Source organism: Thauera sp. SDU_THAU2 (assembly GCF_038260575.1).
Lineage (GTDB): Bacteria > Pseudomonadota > Gammaproteobacteria > Burkholderiales > Rhodocyclaceae > Thauera.
The window spans coordinates 1,126,923-1,142,263 of record NZ_JBBWUN010000003.1 but is presented as its reverse complement, the minus strand read 5'-3'; the positions used below and the strand labels follow the sequence as shown (position 1 = coordinate 1,142,263).

Annotated in this window: 16 protein-coding genes; 4 read left to right on the top strand and 12 right to left on the bottom strand. The window is 65.0% G+C overall.

Features of this window, described 5'->3' with window-relative positions; translation table 11 throughout:
- From rimO to AAFL97_RS06460, 5 genes are all read right to left on the bottom strand, one after another.
- Nucleotides 1-1,332, bottom strand: a complete 1,332-nt coding sequence (rimO, locus tag AAFL97_RS06480; RefSeq protein WP_341644231.1) for a 30S ribosomal protein S12 methylthiotransferase RimO — start codon at nucleotides 1,330-1,332, stop codon at nucleotides 1-3.
- Between the two features lie 51 nt (nucleotides 1,333-1,383).
- The gene (phaR, locus tag AAFL97_RS06475) at nucleotides 1,384-1,983 is read right to left on the bottom strand and encodes a polyhydroxyalkanoate synthesis repressor PhaR (RefSeq protein ID WP_341644230.1); all 600 of its coding nucleotides are present in this window, start codon (nucleotides 1,981-1,983) and stop codon (nucleotides 1,384-1,386) included.
- A gap of 131 nt (nucleotides 1,984-2,114) precedes the next feature.
- Nucleotides 2,115-2,855 (bottom strand): beta-ketoacyl-ACP reductase, encoded by a 741-nt coding sequence (locus AAFL97_RS06470; protein WP_341644229.1) that lies wholly within the window; start codon nucleotides 2,853-2,855, stop codon nucleotides 2,115-2,117.
- Between the two features lie 233 nt (nucleotides 2,856-3,088).
- Entirely contained in the window at nucleotides 3,089-3,829 is a 741-nt protein-coding gene (phbB, locus tag AAFL97_RS06465; RefSeq protein ID WP_341644228.1) for an acetoacetyl-CoA reductase, read from the bottom strand.
- A gap of 97 nt (nucleotides 3,830-3,926) precedes the next feature.
- Nucleotides 3,927-5,672: a PHA/PHB synthase family protein gene (locus AAFL97_RS06460; RefSeq protein ID WP_341644227.1), complete on the bottom strand. Its 1,746-nt coding sequence runs from the start codon at nucleotides 5,670-5,672 to the stop codon at nucleotides 3,927-3,929.
- Nucleotides 5,673-5,773: 101 nt separating this feature from the next.
- Between AAFL97_RS06460 and AAFL97_RS06455 the strand changes: the two genes are divergently transcribed.
- Nucleotides 5,774-5,989 (top strand): hypothetical protein, encoded by a 216-nt coding sequence (locus tag AAFL97_RS06455; protein WP_068637007.1) that lies wholly within the window; start codon nucleotides 5,774-5,776, stop codon nucleotides 5,987-5,989.
- On the opposite strand, the gene pgeF is transcribed toward AAFL97_RS06455, so the two are convergent.
- Both pgeF and rluD read right to left on the bottom strand, forming a co-directional pair.
- Nucleotides 5,983-6,819, bottom strand: coding sequence for a peptidoglycan editing factor PgeF (gene pgeF / locus AAFL97_RS06450; protein WP_341644226.1), 837 nt, complete (start codon nucleotides 6,817-6,819; stop codon nucleotides 5,983-5,985). The genes AAFL97_RS06455 and pgeF overlap by 7 nt on opposite strands.
- Nucleotides 6,816-7,772, bottom strand: a complete 957-nt coding sequence (rluD, locus tag AAFL97_RS06445; RefSeq protein WP_341644225.1) for a 23S rRNA pseudouridine(1911/1915/1917) synthase RluD — start codon at nucleotides 7,770-7,772, stop codon at nucleotides 6,816-6,818. The genes pgeF and rluD overlap by 4 nt, the downstream gene beginning before the upstream one ends.
- Before the next feature lie 13 nt (nucleotides 7,773-7,785).
- Between rluD and AAFL97_RS06440 the strand changes: the two genes are divergently transcribed.
- Both AAFL97_RS06440 and AAFL97_RS06435 read left to right on the top strand, forming a co-directional pair.
- Nucleotides 7,786-8,595, top strand: a complete 810-nt coding sequence (locus AAFL97_RS06440; protein ID WP_341644224.1) for an outer membrane protein assembly factor BamD — start codon at nucleotides 7,786-7,788, stop codon at nucleotides 8,593-8,595.
- Nucleotides 8,596-8,660: 65 nt separating this feature from the next.
- Nucleotides 8,661-8,990 carry a DMT family transporter gene (locus tag AAFL97_RS06435; RefSeq protein WP_263461359.1) on the top strand — a complete coding sequence of 110 codons (330 nt, stop codon included), beginning with the start codon at nucleotides 8,661-8,663 and terminating at the stop codon, nucleotides 8,988-8,990.
- 125 nt (nucleotides 8,991-9,115) lie between these two features.
- On the opposite strand, the gene nadE is transcribed toward AAFL97_RS06435, so the two are convergent.
- Both nadE and AAFL97_RS06425 read right to left on the bottom strand, forming a co-directional pair.
- Nucleotides 9,116-9,907: an NAD(+) synthase gene (gene nadE / locus AAFL97_RS06430; RefSeq protein WP_341644223.1), complete on the bottom strand. Its 792-nt coding sequence runs from the start codon at nucleotides 9,905-9,907 to the stop codon at nucleotides 9,116-9,118.
- A gap of 192 nt (nucleotides 9,908-10,099) precedes the next feature.
- The gene (locus AAFL97_RS06425; RefSeq protein WP_341644222.1) at nucleotides 10,100-10,603 is read right to left on the bottom strand and encodes a MarR family winged helix-turn-helix transcriptional regulator; all 504 of its coding nucleotides are present in this window, start codon (nucleotides 10,601-10,603) and stop codon (nucleotides 10,100-10,102) included.
- 163 nt (nucleotides 10,604-10,766) lie between these two features.
- On the opposite strand from AAFL97_RS06425, the gene AAFL97_RS06420 reads away from it, so the two are divergent.
- Complete coding sequence (locus AAFL97_RS06420; RefSeq protein WP_445954474.1) at nucleotides 10,767-12,173, top strand: chloride channel protein; 1,407 nt, start codon at nucleotides 10,767-10,769, stop codon at nucleotides 12,171-12,173.
- Here AAFL97_RS06420 and AAFL97_RS06415 read toward each other — a convergent pair.
- The 3 genes from AAFL97_RS06415 to AAFL97_RS06405 all read right to left on the bottom strand — a co-directional run bounded on the left by AAFL97_RS06415 (nucleotide 12,170) and on the right by AAFL97_RS06405 (nucleotide 15,316).
- Nucleotides 12,170-13,123: a branched-chain amino acid ABC transporter permease gene (locus AAFL97_RS06415; protein ID WP_263461355.1), complete on the bottom strand. Its 954-nt coding sequence runs from the start codon at nucleotides 13,121-13,123 to the stop codon at nucleotides 12,170-12,172. The genes AAFL97_RS06420 and AAFL97_RS06415 overlap by 4 nt on opposite strands.
- Before the next feature lie 22 nt (nucleotides 13,124-13,145).
- Complete coding sequence (locus AAFL97_RS06410; RefSeq protein ID WP_341644221.1) at nucleotides 13,146-14,030, bottom strand: branched-chain amino acid ABC transporter permease; 885 nt, start codon at nucleotides 14,028-14,030, stop codon at nucleotides 13,146-13,148.
- 71 nt (nucleotides 14,031-14,101) lie between these two features.
- The gene (locus tag AAFL97_RS06405) at nucleotides 14,102-15,316 is read right to left on the bottom strand and encodes an ABC transporter substrate-binding protein (protein ID WP_341647106.1); all 1,215 of its coding nucleotides are present in this window, start codon (nucleotides 15,314-15,316) and stop codon (nucleotides 14,102-14,104) included.
- Between the last annotated feature and the right edge of the window lie 25 nt (nucleotides 15,317-15,341).

Here is a 15,341-nt window from a genome sequence, read left to right as displayed (position 1 = left end):
TCAGTCGAGCCGTTCGGCGTAGAGATCGTGGACATCGCAATCGGTGATCCGCACGCGGACGAAGTCGCCTGTCGCGAGGCCTTCGGCATCCGGGATGATCACCAGGCCGTCGATCTCCGGCGCATCCCCGGGCGACCTCGCCAGCGCGCCTTCCTCGTCGATGTCGTCGACCAGCACCGTCATCTCGCGGCCGATCCGCGCTTCGAGGCGCTGGGTGGAGATGTCCTCCTGGAAATCCATCAGGCGCGCGCGGCGCTCCTCGCGCACCTCGTCCGGCACCGCGCCTTCCAGCTCATTGGCTGCCGCCCCTTCCACCGGGGAATAGGCGAAGGCGCCGACGCGATCGAGCTGAGCCTCTTCGAGGAAGTTCAGCAACATCTCGAAGTCTTCCTCGGTCTCGCCCGGGAAGCCGGTGATGAAGGTCGAGCGGATCGTCAGTTCCGGACAGATGCTGCGCCATTTGCGCACACGCTCGAGCACGTTCTCGGCATTGGCCGGGCGCTTCATCGCCTTCAGGATGCGCGGGCTGGCGTGCTGGAAGGGCACGTCGAGGTAAGGCAGGATCTTGCCTTCGGCCATCAGCGGAATCAGTTCGTCGACGCTCGGATACGGATACACGTAGTGCATGCGGATCCAGATGCCGAGTTCGCCCAGCGCCTTGGCGAGATCGTAGAGCTTGGTCTTGAGCGGCTTGCCGCCCCAGAAGCCGGTGCGGTACTTGACGTCGACGCCGTAGGCCGAGGTGTCCTGCGAGATGACCAGGATCTCCTTGACGCCCGAGGCAGCCAGCGCCTCGGCCTCGCGCATCACTTCGTGGATCGGGCGGCTGACGAGATCGCCGCGCATCGACGGGATGATGCAGAAGGTGCAGCGGTGGTTGCAGCCTTCGGAAATCTTCAGATAGGCGTAGTGCTGCGGCGTCAGGCGGATGCCTTGCGGCGGAACCAGGTCGGTGAAGGGGTCGTGCGGCTTGGGCAGGTGCTTGTGCACCGCGTGCATCACCTCTTCGGTGGCATGCGGGCCGGTCACCGCCAACACCTGCGGATGGGCCGCCATCACCACGTCGTCCTTCGCCCCCAGACAGCCGGTGACGATGACCTTGCCGTTCTCGTTCAGGGCTTCGCCGATGGCGTCGAGCGATTCCTCGACCGCAGCGTCGATGAAGCCGCAGGTGTTGACGACGACGAGATCGGCGTCGTCATAAGTGCCGGTGATGGCGTAACCCTCGGCACGCAGCCGGGTCAGGATGTGTTCGGAGTCGACCGTCGCCTTCGGACAGCCGAGTGATACGAAGCCGACGCGCGGCAGGTCCGGGGTCTTGAAAGTGGTCATGCTTGATTGGCCTGTCGGGGTCGGCGCGGGGCGAGCCTGCGCAAGCGTGTCTTATCTCTGCGAGCCGCTCTTGTCCGAAGCCGAGCGGCCGGTAGGCGGCGTTTCCTCGCTCTGCCCACCGTAATTCGGGAACTTGAAGCCGGTGAACATGTTGCGCGTCTGGCTCTCGAGCTGCTCCTGCATCTGCTCGAACATCTTCTTGGACTGGTCGACGTAGGCGCCCATCATGCTCTGCAGCGCCGGCCCCTGGAAGTTGAGGAACTGGGCCCAGAGATCCTGGCCGACGGGGCTGTTCTCGCCGTAGATCGAGCGTGCCTGCTCCTGCAGCTTGCCCTGCATGTCGGTGAAGGCCTTGATGTTGTTCTCGAGGTACTTGCCCATCATGCCCTGCATGGCGTTGCCATAGAAGCGGATCATGTGTGCCAGCAGGTCGCTGGTGAACATCGGCGCTCCGCCCGCCTCCTCTTCCAGAATGATCTGCAGCAGGATGCTGCGTGTCAGGTCCTCGTTGGTCTTGGCATCGACGACCAGGAACTCCTCGTGATTGAGGACGAGTTCCTTGACGTCGGCAAGCGTGATGTACGAACTGGTGCGGGTATCGTACAGACGGCGGTTCGGATACTTCTTGATCAGGCGCGACTGCTCGGGCATTTCCCCATCTCCTCGGCGGTGACCACTCCGCTCTTTGCTCTTGAATGTCAAATCTGATTATATCGCGCTGCGAAAACGGAACCCCGCCTTCCGACGGGGTTCCGTGATTTCGCGCATGGCACGGTGCAGCATCAGCACATGTGCAGGCCGCCGTTGATGTTGATGGTGGCGCCGGTGATGTAGCCGGCCTTGTCGGACGCCAGGTAGGCGCACAGGTCGCCGATTTCGTCCGGACGGCCCAGGCGCTTCATCGGCACGGTGTCGATGATGCCCTGGCGGATGTCCTCGCGGATGGCCATGACCATGTCGGTACCGATGTAGCCCGGCGCGATCGCATTGACCGTCACGCCCTTGGTGGCCAGTTCGGCTGCCAGCGCCTTGGTGAAGCCCAGCACGCCGGCCTTGGCGGTGGAATAGTTGGTCTGGCCGGCCTGGCCCTTGACGCCATTGACCGACGAGATGTTGACGATGCGGCCCCAGCCGCGCTCGGCCATCTTGGCGGACACGTGGTGAGTGACGTTGAACAGGCTGTTGAGGTTGGTGTTGATCACCGCATCCCACTGGCTCTTCTCCATCTTCGGGAAGAACTTGTCGCGGGTGATACCGGCGTTGTTGACCAGCACGTCGATCGGGCCGACTTCGGCTTCGATCTTGGCGACCATCGCGGCGCAGGATTCATAGTTGGAAACGTCGCCTTCCGCAGCGACGAAATCGAAGCCCAGGTCGCGCTGGGCGCTGAGCCAGGCTTCCTTCTGGTCGAAATTGGGCAGGCAGTTCGCCACGACCTTCATGCCGTCCTTGGCCAGCGATTGACAAATCGCGGTGCCGAGACCACCCATGGCGCCGGTGACGAGAGCGATTTTCTGCGACATCTTGAAATCCTTCTGGATCTGATTGCGTGACCGAGAAACCATCACGAAACACGATCCGGACGGCCACCTCGGCGTTCTTGCGGCAGCGCATCAGCTGCTTTGCTCTTGCATTATATCCACTGCCGATCATTTTTGCTGCAACGCAATACGCACAGAAATGGGATATGTCACAAAAAAAGCGGCACACCCCTTGCCGGGGCATGCCGCCTGTACGTACGGAACCGCGGAGCGGATCAGAACATGTGCTGGCCGCCGTTGATGGAGATGTTGGCGCCGGTCACGAACGCGGCCTCTTCCGAGGACAGGTAGGCGACCAGGCCGGCGATCTCTTCCGGCTTGCCCAGACGGGACACGGGAATCTGCGGCAGGATCTTCGAGTCGAGGATCTCCTGCGGAATCGCCATCACCATCTTGGTGCCGATGTAGCCCGGCGAGATCGTGTTGACCGTCACGCCGTTGCGTGCCACTTCGAGTGCCAGCGCCTTGGTGAAGCCGTGCATGCCGGCCTTGGCAGCCGCATAGTTGGTCTGGCCGAAAGCGCCCTTCTGGCCGTTGACCGACGACACGTTGATGACGCGGCCCCACTTGCGCTCGACCATGCCGTCCATGACCTGCTTGGTCATGTTGAACACCGAATCGAGGTTGGTGCTGATGACCGCATCCCAGTCGGCCTTGCTCATCTTCTTGAAGGTCATGTCGCGGGTGATGCCGGCGTTGTTCACCAGCACATCCACCGGACCGACCTCTGCCGTCACCTGCTCGATGCAGGCCTTGGCGGAATCGAAGTCGGCGACATCACAAGGATAGGCCTTGAAGCCATAACCCATGTTGTTCATCGTCTGCAGCCAGTCGGCCGCCTTGCTGTTACCCGGCGAGTGGGTGGTGACGACCTTGTAGCCCAAAGCTGCGAGCTTGATGCAGATCGCCTCGCCCAGACCGCCCATACCGCCAGTGACCAATGCAACTCTCGACATGAATTTCTCCTCTCCCTAATTGGGGTTCTTATGGGGGCGGGTGGAACATGGACCGGGCAGCGCCCTCCCCACTCACTGCGGTCCCGTTGATCAACGCTCAGGCACGCTCCTTCACGTAGCGTCCCGGCGCGGGTTCGATCGGCTCGTACTTGGTACTGCCCAGACGGCCGCGCGCGGCGACCTGCTTGCCGCCATGCTGCCTCAGCCATTCGCTCCAGTGCAACCACCAGCTGCCCTTCTGCTCGCCGGCCTGCTCCAGCCACTCGTCCGGATCGGTCGGGCGGGCATCGGAAGTCCAGTAGCTGCGGCGGTTCTTCGAAGCCGGATTGATCGCCCCGGCGATGTGGCCGCTGGCCCCGAGCACGAAAGTCGTGTCGCCGCCCAGCAGGTTACGCGCCAGATAGGCACTCTTCCACGGCACAATGTGGTCCTCGCGCGCGGCCATCAGGTAGGCCGGCATGTCCACCTTCGCCAGGTCGACCTTTTCGCCCAGCATCTTGAGCTTGCCCGGCACGCGCAGGTTGTTCTCGAGATACATGTTGCGCAGGTACCAGGCCAGGAAGGGGCCGGGCAGGTTAGTCGAATCGGAGTTCCAGTACAACAGGTCGAAAGCCTGCGGTTTGTTGCCCTTCAGGTAGTTGCCGACGACATACTGCCAGATCAGGTCGTTCGCGCGCAGCGACGAGAACACGTTGGCCAGTTCCTGGCCGCGCAGCACCCCGCCCTTGCCGATCGTGGCCTCGCGGGTCGCGACGCTCGCCTCGTCGACCAGGCAGCCGATCTCGCCGGCGTCGGCGAAGTCGAGCAGGGTCGTCATCAAGGTCAGGCTGGCGACCGGCTCCTCGCCCCTGGCACGCGCCACCGCCAGTGCGGACGTGAGCAAGGTGCCGCCGACGCAGAAGCCGAGCACGTTCGGCTTCTTGACCCGCGTCACCGAACGCACGATCTCGAGCGCCGTCAACGGCCCCTTTTCGAGGTAGTTGTCCCAGGTATGGTGACCACCGGTCTCGGGACGCGGGTTCTTCCACGACACCAGGAACACCGTGAAACCCTGCTCGACGATGAAGCGCACCAGGGAGTTCTCCGGCTGGAGATCCATGATGTAAAACTTGTTGATGCATGGCGGAACGATCAGCAGCGGCACCTGCGCGACCTTCTCGGTCAGCGGCGAGTACTGGATCAGCTGCATCAGCTCGTTTTCGAAGATCACCGACCCGGGCGTCAGCGCGAGATTGCGCCCGACCTCGAAGGCTTCGTCGTCGGTCATCGAGATGCGCCCCTTCTCGAGGTCGCCGAGCATGTTGCGCACGCCGCGCGCGATGCTCTCGCCCTTGGTCTCGATCGCGGTCTTGATGAACTCGGGGTTGGTCGCGGCGAAATTGGTCGGCGCCAGCGCCTCGATGTACTGGCGGGTCAGGAACTGGATGCGCGACTTCGCGCGCCCGTCCGCCATCGGCAGCGCGTCGGCCATCTCCTTGAGGAAACCGGCGTTCAGCAGATAGGCCTGGCGGACGTAATCGAATACGGGGCTCTCGGACCATTCCGGCGCGTTGAAGCGGCGATCGCCCGGCTCCGGCTGCACCACCGGCGCGGCTTCGCCGCCAGGCTTGCGCGCAAGCATCGACGACCACAGCGCCGCATGCTTCTCGGCGAACGCCTGCTGCATGCGCGCCATTTCAGCGGACTCCGGCATCGGCAGCTTGGGCACTGCGACGCCTGAAGAATCCTGCATCGCAACCTGATGGCGCGCCAGCGCATCGAAGAAGTTCTGCGCCATGGCCTGGCCAGCAGCCAGCATCGCCTGCATGCCTGCCGTCGTCTGACTGCCTGCGGAATCCGACATTCCTATCTCCTCTATCCACGGGCAACAGAGTGCCTGCACCCGGGTTTGCCTTATTGTCAGCGCCCGACTACCCCGGCGGTGCCGGGCGGTAGAATGGCGCCATGTACCTTATCGCAATCGCCTGGCTTTATGTCGCGCTGCTGGCAAGCATTACCGAAAACACGGTCGTGGGGGGCGTGTTGACCTTCATTTTTTTCGGTCTTGCTCCAATGGCGTTGTTCTTCTGGCTGTTCGGAACACCGACGCGGCGGCGTCGCCAGCGCGAGCGGGAATCGAGAGGGCTCAACGATAGAGCCGAATCGGACGCCGATCAATAGCCCGCACGCTTTTCGCGCTCGCCCAGCGCTTCCTTTCCGCGCAAAACGGCCTGCGCCGCCGGTTCCAGCCAGACCATGGAGGCGAAGCGTCCGGTGCGCCGGTCCCGGCGGTACGAGTAGAAGCGCTCGGCGTCCTTCACCGTGCACACGCCGCCGCCTTCGATGCGCCCGACGCCCGCCGCCTGCAGGCGCCTGCGCGCCAGCATGAACAGGTCCGCCAGCCACTTCCCCGGTGCCGGCGTCGGAACGAAGGCCTGCGCAGCGCCCGGATCCACGGCGACGAAGGCATCCCGCACTTCGTCGCCGACCTCGAAGCTGCCGGGGCCAATCGCCGGCCCCAGCCAGGCCCGCAAGCGGGCGGGCGAAACCGCCATTTTCGCGATCGTGGCCTCGAGCACGCCGCCCGCCAGGCCTCGCCAGCCCGCATGGGCTGCCGCCACCACCGAACCGTCGTCGTCGCAGAACAGCACCGGCAGGCAGTCGGCCGTCATGACGACGCAGACCCGCCCCGGCTCGCGCGCCACCGCCGCATCCGCTACCGGCACACCCGAAGCCGGTATGCCCGAAGCCGGTATGCCCGCCTCGGCCACCGCGCAGCCATGCACCTGCGACAGCCATGAGGGTTCGGCCGGCAGCAATTCCCGCAGCATCGCCCGATTGCGCGCAACCGCCTGCGGATCATCGCCGACGTGCTCGCCGAGGTTGAAGCCGTCATAAGGCGGCAGGCTGCAGCCGCCGAGGCGCGTGGTCAGCAAGGCCCGCACGTTCGCCGGCGTGCTCCAGTCGGGCCGGATCACACCGGGGAAAGCCCCGTTCGTCACGCTGCTCATGCTCCTGCCCTCACGCGCTGCAGCAGCGCGGCAAAATCGGCTGCCATCGGCACTTCCCACTGCATGAACTCTCCGCTGGCAGGATGCAGCAGGCCGAGCCGGAAAGCATGCAGGGCCTGGCGCACGAAGCCTTCGCAGGCAGGATCGGGCAAGCGCCGGCCGCCATAGACCGGATCGCCCACCAGCGCATGGCCGATATGCGCCATATGCACCCGGATCTGGTGCGTGCGCCCCGTTTCGAGCCGGCATTCCACCAGCGTCGTTTTCGCGAAATGCTCGACCACGGTGTAATGGGTCAGCGCCGGCCGCCCGTTGCCGACCACCGCCATGCGCGTGCGCTGCGTCGGATGCCGTCCGATCGGCGCATCGACGCTCCCGTCCGAACGCAGCACCCCCTGCACCAGGGCCCAGTAATGCCGCTTCACCGTACGCGCCTGCAACTGGCGGACCAGATCGGTCTGGGCCTGCAGCGTCTTCGCCACCACCAGCAGCCCGCTGGTGTCCTTGTCCAGCCGATGCACGATGCCGGCGCGCGGCACCTCCGCCACCGCCGGAGCATGATGCAGCAAGGCATTGAGCAGGGTTCCGCTCCAGTTGCCGCTGCCCGGATGCACCACCAGCCCGGCAGGCTTGTCGATCACCAGCAGATGCGCGTCTTCGAACACCACCTGCAGCGGGATGTCTTCGGCCTGTTCGGCCCCCTGTGTCGGGACCGGCGCGGGGTCGAGTTCGACGCACTCGCCGCCATGCACCTTGCTGCGCGCATCGGGCGACGCGCCATCGACGCGGATGCGCCCCTCCTTCAGCCAGGCCTGCAAGCGGCTGCGGGAATGCTCGGGGAAAAGCCGGGCGAGCGCCTGGTCCAGCCGCAACCCCGCCAGGTCGACAGGAATCGTCTGCACCGTGGCGGGGTTCGGCCCGTCCGCTGCTATATAATCGACGCGTTCATTCACGCGAGTTTTTTCGATGGCCAGGTTCACCCTTGGAAGTGTAGCGGGAAAAGCGGCGCTGATCGGCGCGCTGATGCTCGGCGGCTGCGGTCTGCTGCCCGAGCAGATCGACGAGACGACCGGCTGGAACGCCCAGCGGCTCTATTCCGAAGCCAAGACCTCGATGTCCGAAGGCGCCTACGATCGCGCCATCCAGATGTTCGAAAAACTCGAAGCGCGCTACCCCTATGGTCGTTACGCACAGCAGGCCCAGATCGAAGTCGCCTACGCGTATTACAAGCAGGGCGAGCAGGCGCTGGCACTGGCCGCGGCGGACCGCTTCATCAAGCTTCACCCCAACCACCCGAACGTGGACTACGTCTACTATCTGAAGGGCCTGGTGAATTTCAACGAAGACCTCGGCCTGCTCGCCGGCCTGTCGCGCCAGGACCTGTCCGAGCGCGACCCCAAGGGCGCGCACGAAGCCTTCGAAAGCTTCCGCGACCTCGTCACGCGCTTCCCGGAAAGCCGCTATGCGGACGACTCCCGGGCGCGCATGCAGTACCTGGTCAATTCGCTCGCGGCGCATGAGGTCCACGTTGCGCGCTACTACTACAACCGCGGCGCCTACGTCGCGGCGATCAACCGCGCCCAGACGGCGGTGGCCAACTTCCCCCAGGCGCCCGCCAACGAAGAAGCACTGTTCCTGCTGGTCAAGAGCTACGATGCGCTCGGCATGCCCCAGCTGCGCGACGACGCCGACCGCGTGATGCGCGCCAACTTCCCCGACAGCGTCTATTTCTCCGGCGGCCCCGAGAGCGACAAGCCGTGGTGGCAGCTCTGGTGAGCCTTCGGAGGGGATGAAGGCGGGCCCGACGCAGGGCCCCCGCCTTCCGCCGATCGGAACGACCCATGACATGGATGTATCTGGCGATCGCCATCGTCGCCGAGGTGATCGCGACTTCATCGCTGAAGGCCAGCGATGGCTTCACCAGGCTGTGGCCCTCCGCCTTGTCGGTGGCCGGCTACGGCCTGTCGTTCTTCTTCCTGTCGCTGACGCTCAGGTCGATTCCCGTGGGCGTCGCCTACGCGATCTGGTCCGGCGTCGGCGTGGCGCTGATCTCGCTCATCGCCTGGCTGATGTTCGGCCAGCGGCTCGATGCCGCCGGCCTGATCGGCATCGGCCTCATCGTCGCCGGCGTCGTCGTGCTCAACGTGTTCTCGAAAACCAGCGTCCATTGAGCTGCCCGCAAAGGCGCCCATCGAGGCGCTGCGAAGCACCAATATCCACAGCACAGGACCGCTCCCTTCGCGTATGAGCGGACCGCCCCGGGCGCATTCGTCTGCCTTGCCGAGGCCTCTTCAGCTCAACGCAGCAACTCCGGCGGAATCGCACACACCGGAATCGGATTGATCTTGTGCTGCATGGCGCGGTGCAGACGGTGGTAAATCTCGAACACTTCCCGTTCGCGGCCGTCGAAATCCTCGGCGCGGTGGCTGTCGTATACCGACATCGCCCATTCCAGCTCGGGGTAGCTGGCGCCCATCTGCTCTTCGTCGGTTCTGTCGGTATCCCACAGACCATCGGTCGGCACCGCATCCTGGATGCTTTGCGGCACGTCCAGCACCCTGGCCAGTTCATAGACCTGGGTCTTGAGCAAGTCGGCGATCGGGCTGATATCCACGCCGCCATCACCGTACTTGGTGAAGAAGCCGACGCCGAAGTCCTCGACCTTGTTGCCGGTTCCCGCCACCAGCAGGCCGCGCTGCTGGGCGTGATAGTACAGCGCGATCATGCGCAGGCGGCTGCGGGCGTTGGCCAGCGCCAGATGCGTGTGCGGCTGGCTCTCATCGTCGATGCCGACGGCACGGATGAAGGCATCGAACGTGCCGCTCAGGTCGACCCACTGCTCGTCCACATTGCTGAAACGCTTTCTCAACTGCCCGATGTGTTCCTGGGCGCGGCTGACCTGGTCCTGCTTCTGCCGAATCGGCATTTCCAGCACCAGCGTCTGCAGGCCCGTCCTGGCGGCCAGCGTGGAAACCACCGCGGAATCGATGCCGCCCGATACGCCCACCACGAAGCCATTCACGCCGGCTTTCACAGCGTAGTCCCTCAGCCACCGGACGATATGGTCGATGACAGCCGTCGTCTGCATGATTCAGCCCCGTCGATAGGATTGTGCACGGCAGCAATATACTGCCACTCCCGGCTGGCTGGAAAGCACGAATCCGCTTCCGGCACCCGCCAGGCAGGATGAAGCCGGATCGACGGCCAAAAAAGAGCGGCCCGAAGGCCGCTCAAGCTGCTGTCTGCATCCGCGGCGCCAGGCGCCTCGACACAGTGAAACTCATTCGGTAAACGGCAGGGGCTGCATGCCGAAACCTTCGTCCAGGTCGCGAATCTGCAACAGAAGCCCGTCCAGCTCGTTCTGCAGGCGCTGCAGTTCTTCCACGTCGAGCAGGCGAAGCCCTTCGACCAGCACGCCCCTCGCCGGCGACGGCGCCCGCCCGAGCATGGCCTGCCCTTCGTCGGTCAGGTACAGCCTCACTACGCGCTGATCGGCGCTGGTACGCTCCTTGCGGATCAGACCGCTGGTTTCGAGGCGGTCCACCATGTTGGACGCCGTCGACTGATGCAGCGCCATCCGCTTGGCCAGTTCCCCGACGCGCAAACCCGGCGATTCGATCAATTCCTGCAAGACCCACAATTGCGCCCCGGTCACTCCGCTCTGGCGCTCGATCCACTGAGAGTGCCGCTGGGCCGTGCGGATCAGAACCCTGAAACGCTGGAGGACGGACAGCGGTGTCGCCGGGGGTGCGGGTTTCTTTGTCTTCTGTTGCGTTTCCGCCATTTGATTTATCGCTCCAACTATATTTGCCTGAATCAGTATTGTCAAAATTACCGCAAAACCGCATGTTCGCGCCCGCATGGTAGCGGTATCGTCCACCTTCCGCATGGTGGGGATGTCGCATCGCCGCATCATGTAGCCGACATGCCACGCCCACTGCCCGAACATGGACAAACCGCCGTCCCCTCCGCCCACCGACCCCCATCGCCCATCCTCCTCGAACCGGCTCCGCAGCCTCGCCCGCGGCGGCCGCCGCTACGCCCTGCCCTGGCTCTCGATGCGGCGCTGGCACAAGCGCCTGCTGCTGGTCGGCGCGGCCCTGTTCGCCGGCCTGATCGCGATCGGCTTCGCACTCGGCGCCGACATGGCGATCGAAGCGCATGCCCACTTCATGCAGGAGCGCCCCTGGCTGACGCTGCTGGTGGCACCGGCCGGCTTTGCCGCAGTGGCGTGGGTTTCGCGCAGGCTGTTTCCGGGCACCGAGGGCAGCGGCATTCCCCAGGCCATTGCCGCGTCGCTGTCGGACGATCGCAGGGTGCGGCGGCAGTTCCTGTCGCTGCGGATCGCGCTGGCCAAGGTGGTGCTGACGCTGGGCGGCCTGCTGTCGGGCGCCTCGATCGGCCGCGAAGGGCCGTCGGTGCAGGTCGGCGCCTCGGTGATGCACCTGCTGGCGAAACGCCGGCACCGGCGCATCGCCTCCAGCCGGGATCTGATCGTCGCCGGCAGCGGCGCGGGCATCGCGGCGGCGTTCAACACCCCGCTGGGCGGCATCATGTTCGCGATCGAGGAAATGTGCCGCCACCGGGTGTTCAACGCCAACAGCACCACGCTGACCGCGGTGATCTTCGCCGGCCTGATGTCGCTGGCGGTACTGGGCAACTACACCTATTTCGGCCGCACCCCGGCGGCGCTGAGCTGGCCCGACGGCATCTGGCCGGTGCTGGCCTGCGGCATCGCCGGCGGTTTGCTGGGCGGCGGTTTCTCGCGCCTGCTGATCGCCTCGGTGCGCGGCCTGCCGGGCCGGCTCGGCGTGTTCGCACAGTCGCGCCCGGTGGCCTTCGCCGCAGCCTGCGGCCTGGCGACGGGCATCATCGGCCTGGCCAGCGGCGGCATCACCTATGGTACGGGCTACGCCGAATCGAAGGCTGCGCTGGAAGGTTCGGCGGCGCTGCCGATGCTGTTCTTCCTGGTCAAGCTGGCCGTGATCTGGCTGGCTTTCGTGTCACGCATTCCGGGCGGCATCTTCGCCCCCGCGCTCGCGGTCGGCGCCGGCCTGGGTTCTGACATCGCGGTGCTGCTGCCGGGCGGAACCGAGATCGACGCCGCCATCATGGTGCTCGGCATGGTGGCCTTCCTCGCGGCAATGACGCAGACCCCGATCACGTCCTTCGTCATCGTCATGGAAATGACCGCCAACCACGAGATGCTGCTGCCGCTGATGGCGACCGCCGTGGTCGCCCACGGCGTCTCGCGCTCGGTGGCGCCGATACCGCTCTACCACGCCCTCGCCTACCCGATGCTGCGGCGTGCCGAGGGGCGGGCGTCTCCCGCCGCCCCGGCCAAAAACGCTTAGCGGATACCCGCGCGCTGGATCAGCGCCTGCAGTTCGCCGACGATGCCGCGGCGGAACAGCAGCACGCAGACGACGAAGATCACGCCCATGATGACGGTGACCCACGAGCCCACCGAATCGGCCAGTTCGGTCTGCAGCGACACGATAGTGGCTGCGCCGACCAGCGGGCCGAGAATGGTGCCCAGGCCGCCGAGCAGGGTCATCAGCACCACTTCGCCCGACATGTGCCAATGCACGTCGGTCAGCGACGCGAGCTGGAACACCAGGGTCTTGGTCGCGCCGGCCAGGCCGGCGAGCGAGGCCGACAGCACGAAGGCCAGCAGCTTGAACTTGGCCACGTCGTAGCCGAGCGACACCGCGCGCGGCTCGTTCTCGCGGATCGCCTTCAGGATCTGGCCGAAGGGCGAATGGATGGCGCGGTAGATGATCGCGAAGCCGATGCAGAACACCGCGAAGACGAAGTAGTACATGGCGATGTTGTTCGACAGGTCGATGATGCCGAACAGGTGGCCGCGCGGCACACCCTGCAGGCCGTCCTCGCCGCCGGTCGCCTTCCACTGCAGCACGATGAAATACACCATCTGTGACAGCGCCAGCGTGATCATGGCGAAGTAGATGCCGGTACGCCGGATCGCCAGCACGCCGAACACCCAGCCCAGCGCCCCCGCCGCCAGCGTGCCGCCGATGACGCCGACTTCGGGCGTCACGCCGAGATCGCGCACCAGCATGCCGCAGATATAGCCCGCGCTGCCGAGAAAGGCCGCATGGCCGAAGGACAGCAGCCCGACGAAGCCCAGCAGCAGGTTGAACGCGCAGGCGAACAAGCCGAAGCACAGGATCTTCATCAGAAAGGTCGGATATACCGCGAACGGCGCCACCAGCCCGATCACGAACAGCACGCCGAACAGCAGCGGCATGGCCCGGGCGAACATCGAATTCGTATTGTTCATCTGTCTCTTTTCCCCGGTTCGCTCAAGCCGCCTTGCCGAACAGCCCGGCCGGCCGCACCAGCAGCACGATCACCATGATCACGAACACCACCACCGCCGAAGCCTCGGGGTAGAACACCCGTGTCAGGCCCTCGATCAGGCCGAGGCCGAGGCCGGTCAGGATGGAGCCCATGATCGAACCCATGCCGCCGATCACCACCACGGCGAACACAACGATGATCAGGTTGGCCCCCATCAGCGGATTCACCTGGTAGACCGGCGCCGCCAGCACCCCGGCGAAGGCCGCCAGCGCGACGCCGAAGCCGTAGGTGAAGGTGATCAGCAGCGGCACGTTGATGCCGAGCGCCTGCACGATCTGCGGGTTCTCGGTTCCGGCGCGCAGATAGGCGCCGAGCTTGGTCTTCTCGATGACGAACCAGGTGCCGAAGCACACCGTCAATGCCGCCACCACGACCCAGCCGCGATAGATCGGCAGGAACATGAAGCCGAGGTTGATGCCCCCTTGCAGCAGTTCAGGCACCGGATAGGACTGACCGGAGATGCCGTACTGGTCGCGGAACAGGCCTTCGAAGATCAGCGCCAGGCCGAAGGTCAGCAGCAGGCCGTAGAGATGGTCCAGCTTGTACAGCTTGCGCAGCATCGTGCGCTCGATCACCACGCCCAGGGCGCCGATGATGATCGGCGACAGCAGCAGCGCCACCCAGTAATTGACGCCGAACTTGGTCAGCGCGATCCAGGCGACGAACGCCCCCATCATGTACTGCGCGCCGTGAGCGAAGTTGATGATGTTGAGCAGGCCGAAGATGATCGCCAGGCCGAGGCTGAGGATGGCGTAGAACGAGCCGTTGATCAGCCCGACGAGCAACTGGCTGCCGAGCAGCGCGCTGGGGACACCGAATATTTCCATACGAGACTCCCGCACCGGAACGGCCAAGCCGTCCCGGTGCGCAGCGAAGTGCGGTTCTTTCCGCGATCAGATCACTTCTTCACCAGCGGGCAGACCGATTCGGACAAGGGCAGGAAGGCTTCCTCGGCCGGAATCGTCGCGCGGATGTGGTAGTAGTCCCACGGCCCCTTCGACTCGGCCGGCGTCTTGACCTGCGCCAGATACATGTCGTGCACCATGCGGCCATCCTCGCGGATGCGGCCGTTCTTGGCGAAGAAGTCGTTGATCGGCGTCTTCTTCATCTGCTCCATGACCTTGCCCGCGTCGTCCGAGCCGACGGCATTGACCGCGCGCAGGTAGTGCAGCACCGACGAGTACTGGCCCGCCTGCACCATCGTCGGCATCTTCTTGTGCTTGTCGAAGAAGCGCTTCGACCAGGCCCGGGTGTCATCGTCGAAATCCCAGTAGAAGCCGGTGGTCAGGTACATGGTCTGGGCGTTCTGCAAGCCCAGCGAATGCACGTCGGAGATGAACATCAGCAGGCCGGCCAGTTGCTGCTTGGGCGTGATGCCGAACTCGGCGGCCTGCTTGATCGCATTGGTGGTGTCGGCACCGGCGTTGGCGAGGCCGATGATCTGCGCGCCCGAAGCCTGCGCCTGCAGCAGGAAGGACGAGAAATCGGAGGCCGGGAAGGGATGGCGCACCGAACCCAGCACCTTGCCGCCGTTGGCGACGACGACCGCCGACGAATCCTTTTCCAGCGACTGGCCGAAGGCGTAGTCGGCGGTCAGGAAGAACCAGTTCTTGCCGCCCTGCTGCGTCACCGCCTTGGCCGTACCGTTGGCCAGCGAATAGGTGTCGTAGGTGTAATGCACGGTGCGGTCGTTGCACTGCTCGTTGGTGATCGGCGTGGACGCCGGGCCGCTCATCAGCGCGACGCGGTCCATTTCCTTGGCGATCTTCATCACCGCCAGCGCAGTGGAAGTCGTCACCAGTTCGGTCACGGTGTCGACGCCGTCGCGCTCGAACCACTGGCGCGCCCTGTTCGATGCGATGTCGGCCTTGTTCTGGTGGTCGGCGGACACCATCTCGACCTTGAACGCCGGCTTGGCCTCGGCGATGAAGTCGTCGATCGCCATCTGGGTGGCGAGCACCGCGCCCGGCCCGGCCACGTCGGAGTAAGTGCCCGACATGTCGGTCAGCACGGCGATCTTCACCGTGTTGCCGGAAATCTGCGCACTCGCGGCACCGGACAGCGTTGCAAAGGCGGCCGCGCAGGCCAGGGTCGTCAGCTTCTTCATCTGCATCATGATCTCCCGTCTCTTCCTTCTC